The sequence below is a fragment of the Paenibacillus sp. FSL R7-269 genome, assembly GCF_000517865.1.
GTDB lineage: Bacteria > Bacillota > Bacilli > Paenibacillales > Paenibacillaceae > Paenibacillus_AQ.
In genome coordinates this window covers 39,218-57,065 of sequence record NZ_ASPS01000114.1, presented here as the reverse complement: position 1 = coordinate 57,065, position 17,848 = coordinate 39,218, and the positions used below count along the sequence as shown (strand labels likewise).

Annotated in this window: 14 protein-coding genes; 10 read left to right on the top strand and 4 right to left on the bottom strand. The window is 52.1% G+C overall.

Annotated features, from left to right (window positions below; all coding sequences use genetic code 11):
• Window positions 1-18: 18 nt before the first annotated feature.
• From C162_RS31520 to C162_RS31495, 6 genes are all read left to right on the top strand, one after another.
• Window positions 19-1,038, top strand: coding sequence for a uroporphyrinogen decarboxylase family protein (locus tag C162_RS31520; protein ID WP_036701662.1), 1,020 nt, complete (start codon window positions 19-21; stop codon window positions 1,036-1,038).
• A gap of 12 nt (window positions 1,039-1,050) precedes the next feature.
• On the top strand, window positions 1,051-1,884 hold the full coding sequence (locus tag C162_RS31515; protein WP_036701659.1) for a MetQ/NlpA family ABC transporter substrate-binding protein: 834 nt from the start codon (window positions 1,051-1,053) through the stop codon (window positions 1,882-1,884).
• A gap of 22 nt (window positions 1,885-1,906) precedes the next feature.
• Window positions 1,907-2,716, top strand: coding sequence for a pyrroline-5-carboxylate reductase (gene proC, locus C162_RS31510; protein WP_235218587.1), 810 nt, complete (start codon window positions 1,907-1,909; stop codon window positions 2,714-2,716).
• Window positions 2,716-3,483, top strand: a complete 768-nt coding sequence (locus C162_RS31505) for a VOC family protein (RefSeq protein ID WP_036701653.1) — start codon at window positions 2,716-2,718, stop codon at window positions 3,481-3,483. The genes proC and C162_RS31505 overlap by 1 nt, the downstream gene beginning before the upstream one ends.
• 122 nt (window positions 3,484-3,605) lie before the next feature.
• Window positions 3,606-4,085, top strand: a complete 480-nt coding sequence (locus C162_RS31500) for a DinB family protein (protein ID WP_036701651.1) — start codon at window positions 3,606-3,608, stop codon at window positions 4,083-4,085.
• A 23-nt stretch (window positions 4,086-4,108) separates the two neighbouring features.
• On the top strand, window positions 4,109-4,654 hold the full coding sequence (locus tag C162_RS31495) for a GNAT family N-acetyltransferase (protein WP_036701649.1): 546 nt from the start codon (window positions 4,109-4,111) through the stop codon (window positions 4,652-4,654).
• A gap of 177 nt (window positions 4,655-4,831) precedes the next feature.
• On the opposite strand, the gene C162_RS31490 is transcribed toward C162_RS31495, so the two are convergent.
• From C162_RS31490 to C162_RS31480, 3 genes are all read right to left on the bottom strand, one after another.
• Window positions 4,832-9,970, bottom strand: coding sequence for a bacterial Ig-like domain-containing protein (locus C162_RS31490; protein ID WP_036701648.1), 5,139 nt, complete (start codon window positions 9,968-9,970; stop codon window positions 4,832-4,834).
• Between the two features lie 262 nt (window positions 9,971-10,232).
• Window positions 10,233-13,028 carry an O-antigen ligase family protein gene (locus C162_RS31485; RefSeq protein ID WP_036701646.1) on the bottom strand — a complete coding sequence of 932 codons (2,796 nt, stop codon included), beginning with the start codon at window positions 13,026-13,028 and terminating at the stop codon, window positions 10,233-10,235.
• A 341-nt stretch (window positions 13,029-13,369) separates the two neighbouring features.
• Window positions 13,370-13,579, bottom strand: coding sequence for a hypothetical protein (locus C162_RS31480; protein WP_036701644.1), 210 nt, complete (start codon window positions 13,577-13,579; stop codon window positions 13,370-13,372).
• Between the two features lie 199 nt (window positions 13,580-13,778).
• On the opposite strand from C162_RS31480, the gene C162_RS31475 reads away from it, so the two are divergent.
• The gene (locus tag C162_RS31475; protein WP_036701641.1) at window positions 13,779-14,441 is read left to right on the top strand and encodes a YheC/YheD family protein; all 663 of its coding nucleotides are present in this window, start codon (window positions 13,779-13,781) and stop codon (window positions 14,439-14,441) included.
• Window positions 14,442-14,768: 327 nt separating this feature from the next.
• A complete protein-coding gene (locus C162_RS35735) occupies window positions 14,769-14,912 on the top strand; it encodes a sporulation histidine kinase inhibitor Sda (RefSeq protein WP_036721967.1) in 144 nt (47 codons plus the stop codon).
• Between the two features lie 132 nt (window positions 14,913-15,044).
• Here C162_RS35735 and C162_RS31470 read toward each other — a convergent pair whose 3' ends face one another.
• Window positions 15,045-16,019 carry an NAD(P)/FAD-dependent oxidoreductase gene (locus C162_RS31470; protein WP_036701639.1) on the bottom strand — a complete coding sequence of 325 codons (975 nt, stop codon included), beginning with the start codon at window positions 16,017-16,019 and terminating at the stop codon, window positions 15,045-15,047.
• A 324-nt stretch (window positions 16,020-16,343) separates the two neighbouring features.
• Here C162_RS31470 and C162_RS31465 point away from each other — a divergent pair, with 324 nt between their 5' ends.
• Both C162_RS31465 and C162_RS31460 read left to right on the top strand, forming a co-directional pair.
• Entirely contained in the window at window positions 16,344-17,537 is a 1,194-nt protein-coding gene (locus tag C162_RS31465) for an NAD(P)/FAD-dependent oxidoreductase (protein ID WP_036701637.1), read from the top strand.
• Between the two features lies 1 nt (window position 17,538).
• Window positions 17,539-17,799 (top strand): hypothetical protein, encoded by a 261-nt coding sequence (locus C162_RS31460; protein WP_036701635.1) that lies wholly within the window; start codon window positions 17,539-17,541, stop codon window positions 17,797-17,799.
• Window positions 17,800-17,848: the final 49 nt, after the last annotated feature.

The window sequence follows — 17,848 nt, the reverse complement described above, 5'->3', positions numbered from 1 at the left end:
GACAAAGGGGATAGGCAGATGAGTGTATGGAGCAAGCAGGAGCGTTTTCAGGCGATCTTATCCGGGGAACTTGCGGACCGGCCGATTGTCAGCGGGTGGCGCCACTTTATTGACAAGGAGCAGAATGCGGAGGACTTGGCGTCGTCTACGATTTCTTTTACGGACAAATATAATTGGGACTGGGTCAAAATCAACCCGAGAGCGACCTATCTGGCCGAAGCCTGGGGAAATGAGTATAACTTCGCAGATTACCGGACGGTATTCCCGAGACAGCTGACTACGGCGGTTCCGGCTGCCGCGAATCTCTGGGATCTTGAGGTGAAAAAAGCCGCGCAAACCCCTTCGCTGCTGGAGCATCTGGAGGCCGTAAGGAAGATCCGCCGGGGCTTGCCAGATACGCCGCTGATTCAGACGGTATTCTCCCCGCTCACGGTATTGCTGTTCATCGTAGGACGTTCTGCTTATGTTACGGAGACCGTATTCGGGATCGAGCAGCCGGTGACGCTGGAATCACTCTTCAAGGAACACCGTGCCGCCGCGCATCATGCCCTGCATGCGATTGCCTTAACCTTGGCCGATTATGTGCAGGAGCTGCGGCAGGCGGGATCAGATGGTCTATTCTATGCGGTGACAGGCACAGCCCACCCCGGTTTATTCGATGAGGCGATGTTCGATGAGCTGTCCAGACCGTATGATTCTATCGTGCTGGAGGCGGCGAGCTACGGCAAGAATATTTTACATACCTGCGGTGCTCATGCCCAGCCTGCGAAATTCAATGATTACCGGATTGACGGAATCAGCTGGGATACGGTAGCGGAAGGCAATCCCGGGCTGGACGCCGATCTCAAGGCCACGAAGGTGGGCGGAGTGGATCACGGGCTGTTTGCCGGAAATGATCTGGATCAGATTGAACAACAGGCGAAGGAAGCTTTGGCCAAGATGAAGGGTCAGCCGTTTATTCTATCGCCAAATTGCGCCATTCCGCTGACGGTTACAGACGAGGCATTAGTGCATTTTAAAAACACAGTATTAGGATAGGGGATGAGAGTGATGAAAAAATTACTGGCGGTTCTACTGATTAGTTCGATGGCGGTGCTGGCAGCTTGCGGTAACAATAAGGAAGCGGCAAGCTCCGGGGACAAGAAGGAAATCACAGTCGGATTCGGCGTAGGTACGTATGAGGAGCAGTTCCGGCAATCCATTCTCCCGATCCTGGAAGGAAAAGGGTATACTGTAGATATCAAAACCTTCTCGCAGAATATGCAGGTCAACCCGGCGATGAAGGAAGGCTCGATTGACGCGAGTATCTTCCAGAGTACCGCATACATGGATGCGATCAATAAGGAAATTGGCGGCGATATGGTAGGTATTGCTTATGTTCCAGGCGCACCGCAGGGGCTGTACTCGGTTAATCACACGACGCTTGACGATGTGAAGGACGGCACTACCGTTGCGATTCCAAACGACCCGGTTAATCAGGAGCGCGCGCTGCGGATTCTGGAGGAGCTGGGTTGGGTCAAGATCAAAGAGGGTGCCGGGGTAGCGGACTTCAATGTGAACAGCGTGGAGCCGGACAAGTTCAAGATTGACCTGAAGGTGCTGGACCCGGCGCAGATTCTGGTCTCGCTGCAGGATGTTGACTATGGTGTGGTGAACGGGAATTATATCGCTAACGCTCCCGACCGCAAGATTACGGATGCGCTGAAGATTGAGAATACGCCTATGCAGCATAGAATCATCGTATCGGTGAACAAGAAGGACCAGGAAGCCCAGTGGGCCAAGGATCTGAAGGCTGCCTATGAATCCAAAGAGTTCGAGGAATACATCCTTGGACAAGAGAAATATGCCGGGTTCATACTGCCGGAGGCTTGGGCTAATAACTAATCTAATCAGGGAGTGAATGGAAGTGTCAAAAGGCAAGATTCATTTCATTGGCGGCGGGCAGATGGCGGAAGCGATCATCCGGGCCTGCCTGGCAGGCGGCACGCTGGCTGCCGGACAGATCAGTGTAGCGGATATTCATGAAGGACGGCTTCAGCTATTAAAAAGCAAATATAACGTAGACACGGACAGTACGCAGCAAGAAGCTCTCTCCGCCGCAGAGCTGATCGTCATCGCTGTTCGTCCGCAGGATGATTTGGCTACACTTGGAACTCTGATCCGGCAATCCGCCTCACCGTCTGCGGTCATTGTATCGATTGTAGCGGGGGTAACGATTGCCCAGCTTGGAGATTATTTCGGAGCCGAACGCCCGATTGTCCGCGTTATTCCTAATACCCTAACCGATACCGGTTACGGATACAGCGGTGTAGCCCTGAATGCAGCCGCATCGCTTAAGCAGGTAGAAGCATTCCTGCTTGGCTTCGGCAAGGTGCAGGTTCTGGACGAGTCCTACATCGATATCTTCACCGGCTTCGGGGTTGCCGGACCGAACTATATCTATTATTTCATTGAGTCGTTCACGGATGCCGGAGTCCTCGCCGGATTGCCGCGGGAACAAGCCTGGAAGGTGGCGCTGGAGAATATGCTGGGAGCAGTAGCGATGCTACAGCAGACTGGCCTCCACCCGAGACAGCTGCTGGATATCAACAACTCGCCTGGCGGGGTTGGGATGCACGGGCTGTACGAGCTGAATAATAGTGACTTCGCGGCTGGATTACAGCGGAGTGTATTGGCAGCTGTGAAGCGGACGACAGAGCTGGGAGTGAAGAAGTAATGAGCCTGCTCAAATGGGATCATCTGGTGCACTATGTCAACGATCTGGACCAGCCGGTGAAGCTCTTCGCGGAGCATGGCCTGACGGCCTTCCGGGGCGGATCGCATAAGGATTGGGGAACGTATAACGCCTTGAGCTATTTCGGGCTCACCTACCTAGAGTTCCTCGGGATTGAGAATCTGGAGCTGGCGCGTGCGACCAAGCATAATGTGGTTGTGCGGGATGCCGTTACCGTTCTGCCGGAGCATGAGGTATTAAGCAGAGTGGTGCTGCGGACAGATGATATTGAGGCAGTAGAGGGTACACTGAAGGCTGCGGGATTGGCGCTGTCACCCATTATTGACGGCCGGCGTCTGGACAACCAGGGCCGGTTAATCGAGTGGCGGATGATGACTATTGACGGCGATTTTCAGGGACTGGTCTATCCGTTCATTATCCAGTGGAGTCAGGCGGATGAGGAGCGGCTGGATAGCCTGAACGCTGCCGGAATCAACCAGCCCCATCCTGCCGGGAAGGTGGACATGACGGGCGCTGTCTTCCGTGTCTCCGAGCCTGCCGCTGCCGCTAACCATTGGAGTGAGCTGTTCTGCCTGCCCGTTACCGGGCTTGCGGACGGCAGCTACAATCTTAAGGCAGGAGATCAGCAGACCTTCAATTTCGTGCAGGGCATGCAGAACCAGTTCAGCCGGGTCGTTCTCCGGACCGATTCCCCTCAGCTGAAGGGACAGACGCTGACTGTGGGTGAAGGCGAGTACGTGTTTGAATAAATGCAGGACAAGCGTATGGGACAGGCTGGTTGCCGTAATTAGCGGTAGCAGGCCTGTCTTGTTTGTGTTAAAGTGTGACACAAGAATGAAGTAAGGAAATAAATGGAGAATGGAGGCAGCGGATGCAGAAGCTATTTGAGTATAACTGGCAAGTGCGCCAGGATTGGTTCAACTGGTGCAGCGGAGTGGACAGGGACGAATTGATGAAAAAGCGCACCGGGGGCTTAGGCTATATCCTGCCCACGTTGTATCATATTGTTGCGGTTGAATACGGCTGGATCTGCGGAGGGATTCAGGAGAGAGCCATTGAAATTCCATCGTTTGAGGAAGTAGCCAGCCTGGAGCTGGTACAGGATTTCTCTGCCCGCTGCCATGCGGAACTGGCTCCGTTTGTCTATGGGTGGTCGGAGGAGCTGGAAGACCGGATCATGGTTGATATTACAGATGAAGGGGAACGCGAGCCTCACCCCTACGGAGAAGTGATGCGGCACGTGATCGCTCATGAGATCCATCATATCGGCCAGCTCTCGGTATGGGCACGGGAGATTGGCAAGCCGCCGATTACGGCTAATTTGATTGGCAGAGGGTTGTTTGACAAATAAAAGAGTAAGGAGGCCGCAGAGATATGGAATTTGAAACAGCAAGGCTGGTGATCAGAGAGTTCACTCCAGAGGATGTAGAGCAGGTGCATGAGTATGCATCTGATCCCGCAGTAGTGACACATTCGATCTGGGGGCCGAATTCACTGGAGGATACCCGCGAATATATCCGCCATACGCTGACATTGCAGCGGGAGGAGCCCCGCCAGGGCTTCGAGTATGCGGTGGTTCTGAAGCAGAACGGGCGGCTGATCGGCGGCTGCGGCCTGCATATTACCGGAACGAGGCAGGGAGAGATCGGCTATTGCTACAACCGGCTGTACTGGGGACAGGGCTATGCTACTGAGGCTGCTGCTGCACTGCTGGACTGGGGCTTCCATAAGCTGGAGCTTCACCGGATCTATGCGACCTGCCGCCCCGGGAATATCGGCTCCGCCCGTGTGATGCAGAAGCTAGGCATGACATACGAAGGGCATCTTAGAGGACATATGTATCATAAAGAGAAGTGGATGGATTCCTATCAATATTCGATTCTGGAGGATGAGTATAGGAACAATCGCGGAAGCGAATAAGTTGCCTCAGCTGAAGTGGTTGTTCGCACCTCTATGTTACCAAAGAGTGGTTTTATGTTTGTTCTTTTGCAAAGAGGCTGTTCCTCGGTCATCTACGATGACTCTTGGAACAGCCTCTTTCAATTCCCTCTCTCAGCCCGCTTCAAGCGTAAGAGGCTGAATTTATTCAGCCCTGAACTATAGTTCAAGCATCCGATAGATCAGCATAGCTGCTTCGGCACGTGTCGAGGATGCAGCGGGCATGAGCTGCTCTTGTGCATCTCCCTTAACGAGACCGGCGGCGGTCAGGGCGGCGATATCATCTGCCGCATAGCTTGCAATTTGCTGGTGATCGGTAAAACCTTTTAATACAGAAGAAGTATTCTCCCCTGGATTCATGCGCTCTACTGCCCGCAATGCTCTAGCTGTCATAACGAACATTTCTTGCCTGGATACCGGTACATCCGGCTGGAATAGACCTCCCGGCAGGCCTGTAATGATGCCGAGCTTCTGGGCAGTCATAAGTTCCTTGTAATAATAATTCCCCGGTGACACATCCGTGAAGCCCGGCCCCTCTGACGCTGTAAGCTCCATTCCCCGGACTAAGAGAATCGCAAATTCTGCGCGGGTAACGGACTGCTCCGGTCTGAACTCGGCTGCTGAGATGCCTTGAATAACCCCATTGGACGCAAGCACTTCAACTGCGGACTTGGCCCAGTGGAATGAGTTGATATCCTGGAAGGTCTTATGATGATAGACCGCTGCATACTGGCCAGAGGCTTGTGTTGTTGAGAAAATGGCCTGCCGCGTATCTGCGTTGTACTTCCCGTGTATCACTGGCTGGATGATTCCCTGTTCTTGGATACCCCATACAACAATATAGGCATTATCCGCTGCAGGAACAGCGGGCGGATGGGGGATTCCGATCTCTATAGCCGATTGAAGACGGTCAGGCTGCAGTGCTGCTCCATCCAGTTGAAGCCCGTAACCGATAAGCGGGCTGTCTCCCAGCTTGGCTTGCAGCTTCCCGCCGGGAGTCATGCTTCTTAGCGATAAAGTAATGGTCTTTACGCCGTCAAGCGCCTCCGCTGCGAAGATACTGTCAAGTAATCCAATGGTCGCTAAGGAAGAACGGATCTCAAGCTTGAGGGGAGCGTCTCCTGAACGAAATGCCACAGCAGGGAGGCTTAACTCGACTTCCTTCATATCCTGTGCCGTATCAGCAGTGAGTTGAATCCGCAAGGTCTTGGTACCTGTGGAATCGGCTTTGGCTACTGGAACTATTCGGTGCAGAGCGGATTCGCTTAACCGGGCTACTGCTTTTCCTGTGGTCAGACTTACGGGTAACTCAATGCTTACGCTGCCGTCCAGCAAGAGAACCGCCGGAATAGAGTCGTAGTCGGCTGATCCAGTGCCAGAGCTGCTAGTATTAGGTGCAGATGTTGGACTGGGTGTGGCAGAAGGAACAGGTGCAGCGGAAGGACTTGGTGACGGCTGGGTCCCCGGCTCTGGCTCCTGTACTTGAATCTCAAAAGGAATAAACTTCAGAAATCCCCCCCAAATGATATTCCCCTCTGCATCCCGCAGATAAGAGGTCACCGGCTGCAGACTTACGAAGTTGGCATCGGTCAGCTGCTTGCCTGACTTGTTGACGGATGCGGTACCATTGTACAAGAAGTTATTCTCCGCTGCTAAGGAAGCCGGATATTGATCCTTGCCGATGCTGCCCGACTGGTAGGATACAAAGCCGTCAATCTTAAAGTCTGGAGTAATCTGACCATATGTGGTGAAGCTCAGGTTGCCGCGGGTGTTGTTATAGCCGATATTGTTGACCGCAATAACTCCAGGATTACTGTTGCTGGTGAACCCGTAGGCACCGTTGCCGAAGGCGACCGAATTACGGATGATATGCGCGACATGAATGCCTTCTCCGCCGAGCTTGAATCCGTTTTTATCACCGGCCCCAACGGTTCCGTCCGTTAAATACCCGTTGTTGAAGGCGGCGCTGTTCTCGATGAGTACCGGACCGATGGCACCCGAGCCTGCTTTGGTGTACAGATCCCAGCCATCGTCAATGTTATTATGCGCCAGGCATCCTCTGAAAATATTCCCGGTGCCGGAGGTTAGCTTGGCCGCAAAGCCATCTGCGTTATTGTCAGACGGATCGCGGTTATCGAAGGAGGTGCTGTTCAGAATTAAATTGTAGGACGGCCATTCCGCCAGGTCTTGTGCGGTTCCGTCGGTGCGGCTGATTTGCAGGCCGGTGTCGCCGTTAGCATAGAAGCGGCTATTCTCAACGATATTATGGTTACCGCCAACCGTGAATCCCTTAGTATTGGCAGCCGAGCGGGTGAAATCTAACCCCTTCACATGCCAGTAGTCCCCACTAAGCAGCACCCCTTCTGTTTTTTTGTCAAAATCGATAATGGGCCTTGCACCGGGTGCCGCTTCCAGAACCTTTCTGGCAGCTTCGGTACCATTGTTATACTTCTGAATGACCAGCGGTGATTTCCGCACGTAATGCCCGTCAATCATAATGATATGCTGTCCCGGCTTCACATAATCAATCGCGGTATCAAGATCCAGCGGGAGAGCCATTGTCCCGTCCCCGGCACTTGTTCCGGCAGGCGATACATAGATGTCTTCCCCGTTGCCATAGCTGTTCATATTAACAGTGAAGTTGCGGACAATTGTATCGTAAGCGGTCAAGTACTGGGTATCCTCCGGCCAAAAAACAACACTGAAGTTCGTATCCCCATGTCCGCTGAGTACCGCAGGAACCGCCAGACGCTTATCGGCTGTTGCCGCTACATCCTGTGCGATAATCCTGGAGCCCTGCTTCACCGTTACGGTTCCGTTCACGTTAGGGCGGACAATCACTTCATATTCGGGTGTAGATGCTTTGCTTCGGGACAGTATGCTCAAATCTGGTGTTACAGGAGCCGCGGGTGGCTCCACCTTAGGCGCATCAGTAGCAGCGCTTGTCACTGTCAACTGGATATTGCGGATATCTATCGTAGCCAGACGGGCCGCATAGAAGCCGACATACATCGTGGAATCCTGTACGCTAAGAATATCCGGCTCGAAATGGATAGCCTCCTGCTCCGAATTGATCCGGCCTGTGAAGCCGCTGTTCGTCTTGGACAACGTTAAGCGGTATGGTGCAGCAGGGGCCGTGTTGCCGGGTGCAGGCCGCTCATTTTTGAGCATAATTGTCTTAATGCCTTCGCTTTCGGTTCCATCCGGCTTCTCGATACCGGAACGGACAAACAGCTGGGTACCCAGAGCGCTTCTTGTCCCGCCGCTGTAGCCGCCGATGGCAGCGATATTCGATGCGAATACACTCGAAGTTCCGGGTGTCCCGATTGCATCCCGCGCCATGATCCCGAAGGATTCTTGCCCGTCATAAGGGGTTTTGGCAAAGTTCAGCACCTCAATATCCGCTGATAGCACGAAGTTATCTTCCAGGGCATTAAGCTCTGTGTAGTAGAACGTTATGCCATCGTGGTCTTCTGTGACCTTACCGCCGCCTTCCAAGGCGATCACCCGGAGCGTTCCGTCGTCCTGAGCGACGACTTTGTTATTCGCAGCAGACGTAGACTGGCCGAAGGTGATACTATGCCAGACGGGCGAGGTCTTTTCTTTTACCGTGACAGGATAAGTAATTGGCTGTATGGATGAATCATCGGGGATAATCTTAACCGGATACACTCCTGCGAGCCGGTTATCGAATTTAGAGCTGTCCAGCGTGAAGCTGCTTAGCACCTCCCGGTCAGCGTTGTCATATACCTTCGATACGACCAGACCACTGCTGTCAAAGGGTTCGTCTACAAAAAAGGTGGCTCTGGGATAGCCGGTTACCTCGATGCCGGTCAGCTCTTTTATTCGGACTTTAACCGTGAAGCTTGCCGTTAATTCCTTGTAGGTTACCTTGATCTCCTTGTCTCCTGGGTTCAGGGTGTCTAGGGGAGAGACGTGATATTCGTCCTTGGCCAGCCTGACCTGGGAATGATCAGAATAATGGGCGTAGAGGGAGAGTCCTTCCAGCTGAAGGGTATCACCGATGTAATAGACAGTCTGCTTAGGCTCATGTCTTATTTCTAATTCGGACAGGGTAGCATCAATAACCTCAAGCTTCAATGCTGTGGTGACAGCCGGGGTCTCTGTGGAAGCGATCAATAGATTATAGAAGCCCGGCTCAGCAAAAGTATACGGAAACTGGTCTGTTACAGGATGGCCGTTAATGGAGAGGGTGTACAGATCATCAGCCAGTTCCTTGATCAGGTAGCCGTTATTATAATGGGCAGCAAGAATAAGTCCTTGTGGATCAAAGGAATCGCCCGGATAATAGACGGTTTTGACAGGCTCGTATTTGACGGATAATGAGCTGACGGTCAGCGGGATGATTTGCAGCGGAATATTAACAGAGGCACCGTTATAGTTAATCTGGATTCGATTCTCCCCGGCTGTGCTGCTGTCAAACCCGGTTACAATGTACTCCTCAGAAGACAGAGTGGCCTCACTGTGATCGGAGAATACAGCCTTCACGATAAGCCCGGTCAGATCCAGTGGTTCACCCACCAGATAAGAGCTCTTCGTCATCCCGCCCGTGTCTGCAGACAAGCTTGTTACACGTTTGGTCTCGATCTGAAGGTCCAGCTCACTGAAGGTTACGGTTGCATCCCGGGAGACATAAATCCCGGCAAAGACCGTATCCGTAAAAGTATCCTCCAAGGTTACGATTTCGGTCTGGCCGTTAACACTCAGCAGATAGGTATCGCCCGATTTCCGGAGGCTGAGATCGTAGACTTCGCCCGCAGCAGGGGCGCTCAGCCCGGCGAACGGATTCAGCTTCACTTGCGCCGTTTTTTTATAAAAACCCTTCATCACCAAATCTAATGCACCGGCCGCAGCATAATTGGAGGTGGTGGTGCTTGAACTTCCATGAGGATTAACCGAATCCCTTAACATAAGGCCAAAGGATTTCTGATTAGGCGCATTGACGCCGGAATTGCTGTTAAAGGCAATAACTGTAGCCCTGGCGCTGAGCTCAAAGTTCGCGCTGGCCGGAAGCTCCCGGTAATAAAAAGAGAGCCCCTCATCGGTGCCTGAAATTTTGCCGCCATAAGTAGTCAGCGTTACGGTGGAAGGATTCTCTATGGCAGGCTCGGGGTTCTTGCCCGGGGATGTATTACCTCCGAACGCGCTGAAGGCCCAAGGACCCGGAGCTGCTTGTCCGGAAGTCCCTGCTGCTTCTGCAGATAAGGATATAGGAATGGATGAGAATAGTAGCAGAACGATTACGAACAGGGATAACAAGCGTTGTAGTTTCTTCACAATGATTACAACCTCTCCTTATATGGGACCGATTTGGATCAAATCTTAAGTCTGATCACTGAAAGTATACGTTGCCCATGAAAAGTACAGCTATAATCAATCCTTCACAACCTTCCATATATTGGACGAATGAGCGAGGATATGAGTTAATGACACTTGGTTTATACATGGATGACGGCGGCACGGCCCCACACAGCAAAGAGCGCACTGCCGCAGGCAGGCGCTCTTTGCTGTTATTTGAGGGATAAGTGATACTGTGCGGTTACAGCAGCATACCCGCTATCTCATTGATTCTTACCGCTTCTTCGGGATCAGCGGTGATCAGCTTCTGATAGACCGCCTGATCCTGGGCGCTCTGCATCCGTTGCTGAACGGCCAGAAGCCAGCGGGCAACCTCCCGGTTAACAGGGTTGTTGTAATCTTCACTGAGGCCTTGCTTCAGTGTGGATTCTGCGGCCTGCATGTCCTGCGACATGTATTGGATCTTCCCGGTGTTCAGCAGCAGTTCCGGTGTCACTGTGACTCCCTGCTGCTGTGCATCCCGGTCTGCGACGGCGTAGGTATAAGCATCCAAGCCGGTTTTGAAATACCGCTGCTTGTTAAGCGTCTCCTGGTCCTTGATCTCCAGCTTGCCCTCAGTCGCAGCTTCCTGCGACCGCTTCAGGGCTGCGGCACCCAGCTCCTGGGACCGGGCAATGACTCCGCTGTACCAGGCGGTCGTCCACAGGCTTCCGCTGTCTGTCAGATCCTCGTATCCGTTCACGAAGCCCTGCTTCACAGCCGCGTCAGCCGCATCCTTGTCCCCCGACAGGAGGTGTACTCTCCCTACGTTCAGGCCAATCGCAGGCGTGACGAAGAATTCTCGGCCCTGAAACTGCTCTGGAGGAAGACTCTTCAGATGCGCAATACCGTCCGTTACATGTGTGTAGGCGGAGAGTGCGGAAGCGAAATACGTCTGTTGTCCGGCTTCATCCTGCTTGGAGTAAGCTTGCAGTCCAAGGAGGGAGGCCCGGCTGATCAGACCGGCATACCAGTTAATATCCCACATGAACTTGTCTGCGTTGTCCAAATAGACATGATAGGCCGCATCACTCTCGCCTTTCAGGTCATAGTAGCTTGCGAGCTGGGTCAGCAGCTCTTTGTTAGACGGCTCATTCTTCAGCGCACGGGTCAATACCGCATAGGCCTCGTCCAGGAACTGCTCGTTCTTCGTCTGCTCATACACTTTTTGGTCCAGCATGGACAGGTATATAGCCGATTCCGTGAGGTATGGGCGGATGTGGAGTGCTTTTATCAAAGGAGCCTTGATCTCCTCATAGGACTGGCTTACTTGGATCAGCTTCTTGGCTGCATTAGCTTCACTGCTTGAACGAATGTAATTTAGTGACAGGAAGAGCAAATAGCCCGTGCCGATTCCGAGTACTGCGAAATAGCCTGCTCTGATCCACAGCTTGTTCCACTGAAGACGGAGCGGCTTGCTCTCCATGGCCACAGCCATTCCCCCCAGAGCGAGGAATACGAGCATACCCATGAATGCAAAACTGAGGTTGAAATCCAGCAGGCTGTGCACCAGAATGGACAAGGCGATAATTAGATAGAAGAATCCGTTGTTATAGTCATCGGTCTCCCGTTTCAGGTACTCCCTGCTGAATTTGTAGAAGATAAACAGGATGAAGCCCATGAACACCAGGAAGCCTACAATGCCCACTTCAATCAGATATTGCAGGAAGAAGTTATGCACCTGGCGGCTCAGATAAGGGTTGTTCTGATAATGCTCATAGAGTGTGGCCCAGCCGCCGCCGCCCGCGCCCAGTACCGGATAATCCTTGACGACCTTCAGGGCATCCTTGTAAAAGGTAAAACGCTCCAGGACACTGTGCTGCCTGAAGTTGATATTCTCCAGCCGTGTTCCGATATTCGCCGGGAGAATATTACGCGCACTGGTGCCAATGAACAGGAAGGCGATGATCGCGACGCCAGCCACCGACACGGCAGGAATCCATAATCCGCTCATCCGGCGGACTTCCAGTCCGCCGAGCTTGCGGCTCAGCCAAGGCGCCAGGTAACGCTGGACCACCAGGCAGAGCACAGCCGCACAAGCGGATGCTCCCAGCAGGTACCCCCAGCCCTTAAGGGCAGCAGAGGAGTTGAACTCCGCATTCAGCTCCAGGCCAAGTCTCGTGACCGGGCTGGTAATCAGCAGAGAGAATAGGCCGGCAATGGCGAGATGGACAATCCACAGAATCTGCTGCACAGGTTTCAGGAAGAGCAGCAGGAGGATGAAGACCACCGGCAGCAGCACCAGTCCGCCACGGGATAAGGTAAGCAGCAGCGAGACGATGATTGGCACCAGCATGAAGCCGTGCATCAGCTGTCCGGCCCGCTTCCGGGAGCGGATCAGCGCGAATACGGCCACGAACAGAAAAGCCATCAGGAAGGCTGCATATGTATTGGCATACTGAAAAATAGAGGTCAGGCGCAGGCCGTTCGAGTCGGTCATGACGGCAGCATTATACTGGCCGTTAATTACAGTCTTTGAGAACCAGCCCACCAGGCTGCCGGCCAGCTTCCAGCTTCCGAGCCAGTTGAGCAGTCCAAAGCCGACGATCAGGTAAGCGAGGGCAAGCACTCCATGCTGGATGACGGAATTCAGCCGCTTTTGCCGGAGCAGAAGGATGCTGACGATGAAGACTGCGGCATAGGTGAACTGGGTGAACAGCATGTTCATCGCCATATACCGGGAAGCAGCGCCGAATAGCGACAGCGCATAGGTTAATGGAAGCAGTAGAGCCGCTAGGGTGAGCAGGTCACGCTGTCCCTCAAGCCGGAAGGTTCTGAAATAGAGGACGGCAGCGGCCAGCAGGAGCAGACAGCTTAATAATGCGGCAACATAAATGGGCTTCTCGAACTCCGCCGTCATTCCGTTGAACAATCCGATTTGAAAAGCAGCCCAGCCAAAAAACAGCAGGAACGCAGCGCAAAGCGTCCAAGCTGCTCCTGAAAGCTTGTCCTTAGCTTGAACCGAAGCTGCTTGTTTTCCGTACACAGGTTTCGACACAATAGAATCTCCTTTTTCAAAATATTTGGTCTTCCAATTTATTGTACATACATATTACGGATATAAAGTGAAAAAGTTGTTGTCTGAACGGAAATTTCAAAGATTGGATTGTCTTGCAGGAGAGGGAGGGAGCGAAAAAGTGAGGAATAGGCCGGAACCTGCTCAGCGAATGAAGCAGTCTGTCCGCACAGGCCAGCCTGATGCAGTTTTCATAGAATAATGTAACGGAGCGAATCTATGAATCATGTAAGAATGGACGCTTAAGAGTTCCGCCTGAAGGCAGCAGTGGCAGCAGGAGTTAGGCGATACGCTTCCTGGGCCACTGCTGCCGGGAACAAGCTTCAGGCAGGGATAATAAATTTCAGGTTAATCATGAACACGATCAGGGCGGAGGCCCCCAGGGAAAAGGCGATGCAGCCGGCACCGAGCACTCTGCGCCGGTCTTTGATGAATTTGAAGCCAAGCGCACAGACGAGTATTGTCGTTCCTGCCAGTACAACAGACATGCCGATCATCGCAAACCAATACAGGATTTCAAAAAACTCTGCCATTAGGAAACCCTCCCTTTCAGGCAATAATACAACGAATTTTAATGATTTTCCAGTCAAATGAATCAGGGACATAAGGCCCTGCAGCCATATGCCCTTTTTTGCTGTGGACTGCGATACCACGGACAATCATACAGGAGGGCACGGCCTTTGGTGAGTAATCTATAGGGTAGGCTGGGAATGCGAAAGGAGAGGGCAAATAATGGCGGGGAGAGAACTGGCAAGCAAGCTGCTGAAGACGGCGGCGCTGCTTAGCGATTCACGGGTTGCCGGTTACATTCCGAGAACGCGGGAATATAGTGCTGCCGGATTGTCCGCGATGCTTGGAAGATACGGCAATGTTGTCATCAAGCCGGTTGTAGGCGGAGGAGGCTATGGTGTCATCAAGGTGTTCCGGGATCAGAGGGGGTACGGCTTCACGTATATGAAGAGCACACGTATCTATGGAGACTTCACTTCCATGCGCCAGGCACTGGACAGATTCAAGGTGAAACGGAAATATTTGATCCAGCAGGGTATCTCCCTTGCACGGATCTCCGGGCGACCGATTGATTACCGGGTCAAGGTGGTGAAGAACGGCGAGCACTGGGAGTTTCGCTCTATGGTAGGGAGAGTAGCCCGGCCGGGATTGTTCGTTACGAATCTCTGCAAAGGGGGGACGATGCTAAGCTGCCGCCAGGGACTGCGAAGATCACTGCCAAGAGTGGGGACCTCATCCAAAAAGGCGGAGATGCGCAGGCTGACTTTAGTCTGCACCGAGCTGCTGGAGCGGCATTTTCCGGGGATCGGTGAACTGGGCTTCGACTATGCCGTAGATCATCGGGGGAAGATTTGGATTCTGGAAGTAAATACAAGACCAAAATGATTAATAAAATTTTTATATTTGACGATAAATACAGTAATAGGCTAATATTGCGTTTAGTTGTTCAGATTCAGAGGTAATACAACAAGAAATATCCCAGCCAATTATGAACATTCTAAAAAAGTTTTTGTGTGGAGATGTCAGGTTTCAGCCCTGTGTATAACTGTTATCCCCATAGTCCACTGTGTAATTCCTGACATTATAACCCTTACTCACATATTATACACAGGATTTCCACAGCAGCTTGTGGATAATGAGAACGCTTGTTCGAAAAATGATAGTTTGCTATGATAGATTCAGATCCAAATAAAGGAAAGGTAGGTGAACGTTATGGTTGAATTGTCGGATGAGATGCTGCTTGACTCTTATCACAGAGCGATAGAGCTGCATTTGGAGCATGATTTCATCGCCCTACTTCTCGCTGAAATTCGCAAACGGAACTTACACTCTCCAGACCATGCGGTTCTTCATTAAAGATCAGAGCACATCCTGCAGCATCGTACTTCATCAAACCGCAAGCATCAAGGAATAGGGTATCTTTTCAAGTTGAGGTGGAATCAACCTGAAAGGATACCCTTTTATTATGGCTATAAGGTTATAGACAACCTAGAGCTTAAGATTACTGCTGTGTCCTGGAGACAGCTTCGCATCGGGATCAATATACACCTTGGCGTTATTCACTGCTGTAGGCGCTTCTCCGAATCCGACAGCGATCAGCTTCAGCTTGCCCGGATAGGTCGTGATATCGCCAGCGGCGAAGATTCCCGGAATGCTGGTCTCCATGCGGGAGTCAACCACAATGGAGTTGCCCTCAATGTCGATTCCCCACTCGGCAATCGGTCCCAGGGAGGAGACAAAGCCGAAATTGACAATAACGCTATCCACTTCGATTTCCTGAGTTTCCTTGGTCTTGATATGGGACAAGGTGACCTTGGTAATGAATTCTTCACCGTGCAGCTCCGTAATCTCGGATGGTGTAATTACATTTACCTTAGAGGCCATCAGATTCTCTACACTGTGCTCATGCGCACGGAATTTATCGCGGCGGTGAATCAGGGTTACCTGCTCAGCGATCGGCTCCAGCATCAGCGCCCAGTCTACAGCGGAATCGCCGCCGCCGCTGATCAGTACTTTCTTATCTTTATAAGCATTCAGATCGCTTACGAAATAATGCAGGTTGGCTTTCTCGAAGCGCTGTGCATCCGCAACCTCCAGACGCCGCGGCTCGAATGCGCCTACGCCTGCCGTGATGATGATAGCTTTGGAGTGATATTCTGCCTTGTCGGTGGTGACAATGAAATGGCGTTCATCCTGCTTCACAACCGATACGACCTTCTCCTCCAGACGGATATCGGACTGGAACAGCTCCATCTGCCGGGACAGGTTATCCACCAGCTCCTGTGCAGTAATTTTGGGGAAGCCGGCGACATCGTAAATATATTTCTCAGGATACAGAGCAGCAAGCTGCCCTCCAAGTTGGGGCATACTCTCAATAAGTGTTACTGAAGCCTGGCGCATACCGCCATAAAAAGCGGCAAACATACCGGCTGGTCCTCCGCCTATAATCAGCAGATCGCTCATAGGAACGGTTTGCTCTAATGTCACGTAATATTACACCTCCGAGTTGATAGTTTCAATTTGCCATACAAGCGTACCTACTCATTATAAACATAGTCTCACCTGCCTGCAAAGCCTTTGATTTCAATGAAAAATGTGACATTTTGTTGTATGATTATATTTGATTAAAACGATACTAAGGTTTACAATGGATATGGTTATTTTAGAAATCCTTTAAGTTTTATTGGAAATTCTTCTGAATTTAAGTGTATAAATTCACAAAAGAAACCTGATTTTTTAACAAAAAATAACACATAGACAGATTCACCTGTTGGAAGGAGCCGGAACATGAGCAGTATTCCCAAAATCGTTATTCTAGGCGCGGGATATGGAGGGATTTTGACCGCCCAGCGGCTGCAGAAAGCTTTGAATTATAATGAAGCCGATGTAACCCTGGTTAACCGCCATGAATATCACTATTTCACGACCCATCTGCATATGCCTGCAGCGGGCACGGACAGCATCGAGCATACACGCGTATCTATCTCCAAATTAATCGATGAGTTCAAGATCGATCTTGTCAAATCCTCGGTGCAGGAGATTCGCACCCAGCAGAAGAAGGTTATTCTGGAGGATGGAACGCTCTCGTATGATTACCTCGTGATTGCCCTTGGTGGTGAGCCTGAAACGTTCGGGATTCCGGGACTCGACAAATATGCGCTGACCATCCGCAGCATCAACTCTGTGCGGCTGATCCGGGAGCATATCCAGTACCAGTTCGCCAAATACAAGAATGAGAATAATGCACAGGAGCACATCAACTTCGTCATTGGCGGTGCGGGCTTCAGCGGGATTGAATTTGTAGCGGAGCTGGCAGACCGGATTCCCGCGCTGTGCAAAGAATTTGATGTCGATCCAAGTATGGTCAACATCTATAATATAGAAGCTGCGCCTACGGCACTGCCCGGGTTTGCGCCTGAGCTGGTGGAGCACGCCATGACCGTGCTCACCAAGAAGGGCGTAACCTTCAAGATGGGCGTAGCAATCAAGGAATGCCTGCCTGGCGGCGTGATTCTGGCCACGGGTGAAGAGATCAAAGCTTCCACCATCGTATGGACCGGCGGTATCCGCGGGAACCGTCTGATTGAAGCTGCCGGCTTCGAAGCGATGCGCGGACGGGTGAAGGTAGACGAATATCTGCGGGCTCCGGGACATGAGAACATCTTCATCATTGGTGACGGCTCCCTCATGATTAATCCGGAAGGGCGTCCATACCCGCCAACGGCACAGATTGCTATGCAGCAGGGAGAATGCTGTGCGCATAATCTCGTAGCGGCCATCCGCAGCCAGCAGCCGAAGAAATTCGCCTTCAGCAACAAGGGGACCGTAGCTTCACTGGGCAAGGGCCAGGGAATTGCCGTAGTCGGCGAGAAGACATACAAAGGCTGGAAGGCAGCGCAGCTGAAGAAGGTTGTCGATATGCGCTACCTGCTCATCATCGGCGGCATTCCGCTCGTCCTCAAAAAAGGAAGATTCCTCTAAGATGCGCCACTGCAGCGTGCAAGTACGCGGACTGTTGACGCGCGAGGAGCTGGACCGCTATAATGCTCTGATTGAGGTAGGCTCTTATCTGGAGGATCAGACCCGGTACGATCTGGCCTACCCTGTTCAGAAGGAGATCGACCTGCTGATCCTCCCGGCCATCGAGCGCCTGAAGGAGAAGAGCCGCGCCCGCGACCAGGCGACAGCGGAATATCTGGAGAGCCTGCGGGATGAGGATGAAGCGGACGAGGATGGGCGGTAGGCCTCGGACAAACAGGATACGACAAATAGACCGCATACCTTTGCTAGAG

Bases quoted from the DNA above. Each gene is read 5' to 3' on its own strand.
- C162_RS31520 (WP_036701662.1), top strand. From the start codon at position 19: ATGAGTGTATGGAGCAAGCAGGAGCGTTTTCAGGCGATCTTATCCGGG.
- C162_RS31515 (WP_036701659.1), top strand. From the start codon at position 1,051: ATGAAAAAATTACTGGCGGTTCTACTGATTAGTTCGATGGCGGTGCTG.
- C162_RS31505 (WP_036701653.1), top strand. From the start codon at position 2,716: ATGAGCCTGCTCAAATGGGATCATCTGGTGCACTATGTCAACGATCTG.
- C162_RS31500 (WP_036701651.1), top strand. From the start codon at position 3,606: ATGCAGAAGCTATTTGAGTATAACTGGCAAGTGCGCCAGGATTGGTTC.
- C162_RS31495 (WP_036701649.1), top strand. From the start codon at position 4,109: ATGGAATTTGAAACAGCAAGGCTGGTGATCAGAGAGTTCACTCCAGAG.
- C162_RS31480 (WP_036701644.1), bottom strand. From the start codon at position 13,579: ATGGCAGAGTTTTTTGAAATCCTGTATTGGTTTGCGATGATCGGCATG.
- C162_RS31475 (WP_036701641.1), top strand. From the start codon at position 13,779: ATGGCGGGGAGAGAACTGGCAAGCAAGCTGCTGAAGACGGCGGCGCTG.
- C162_RS35735 (WP_036721967.1), top strand. From the start codon at position 14,769: ATGGTTGAATTGTCGGATGAGATGCTGCTTGACTCTTATCACAGAGCG.
- C162_RS31470 (WP_036701639.1), bottom strand. From the start codon at position 16,019: ATGAGCGATCTGCTGATTATAGGCGGAGGACCAGCCGGTATGTTTGCC.
- C162_RS31465 (WP_036701637.1), top strand. From the start codon at position 16,344: ATGAGCAGTATTCCCAAAATCGTTATTCTAGGCGCGGGATATGGAGGG.
- C162_RS31460 (WP_036701635.1), top strand. From the start codon at position 17,539: ATGCGCCACTGCAGCGTGCAAGTACGCGGACTGTTGACGCGCGAGGAG.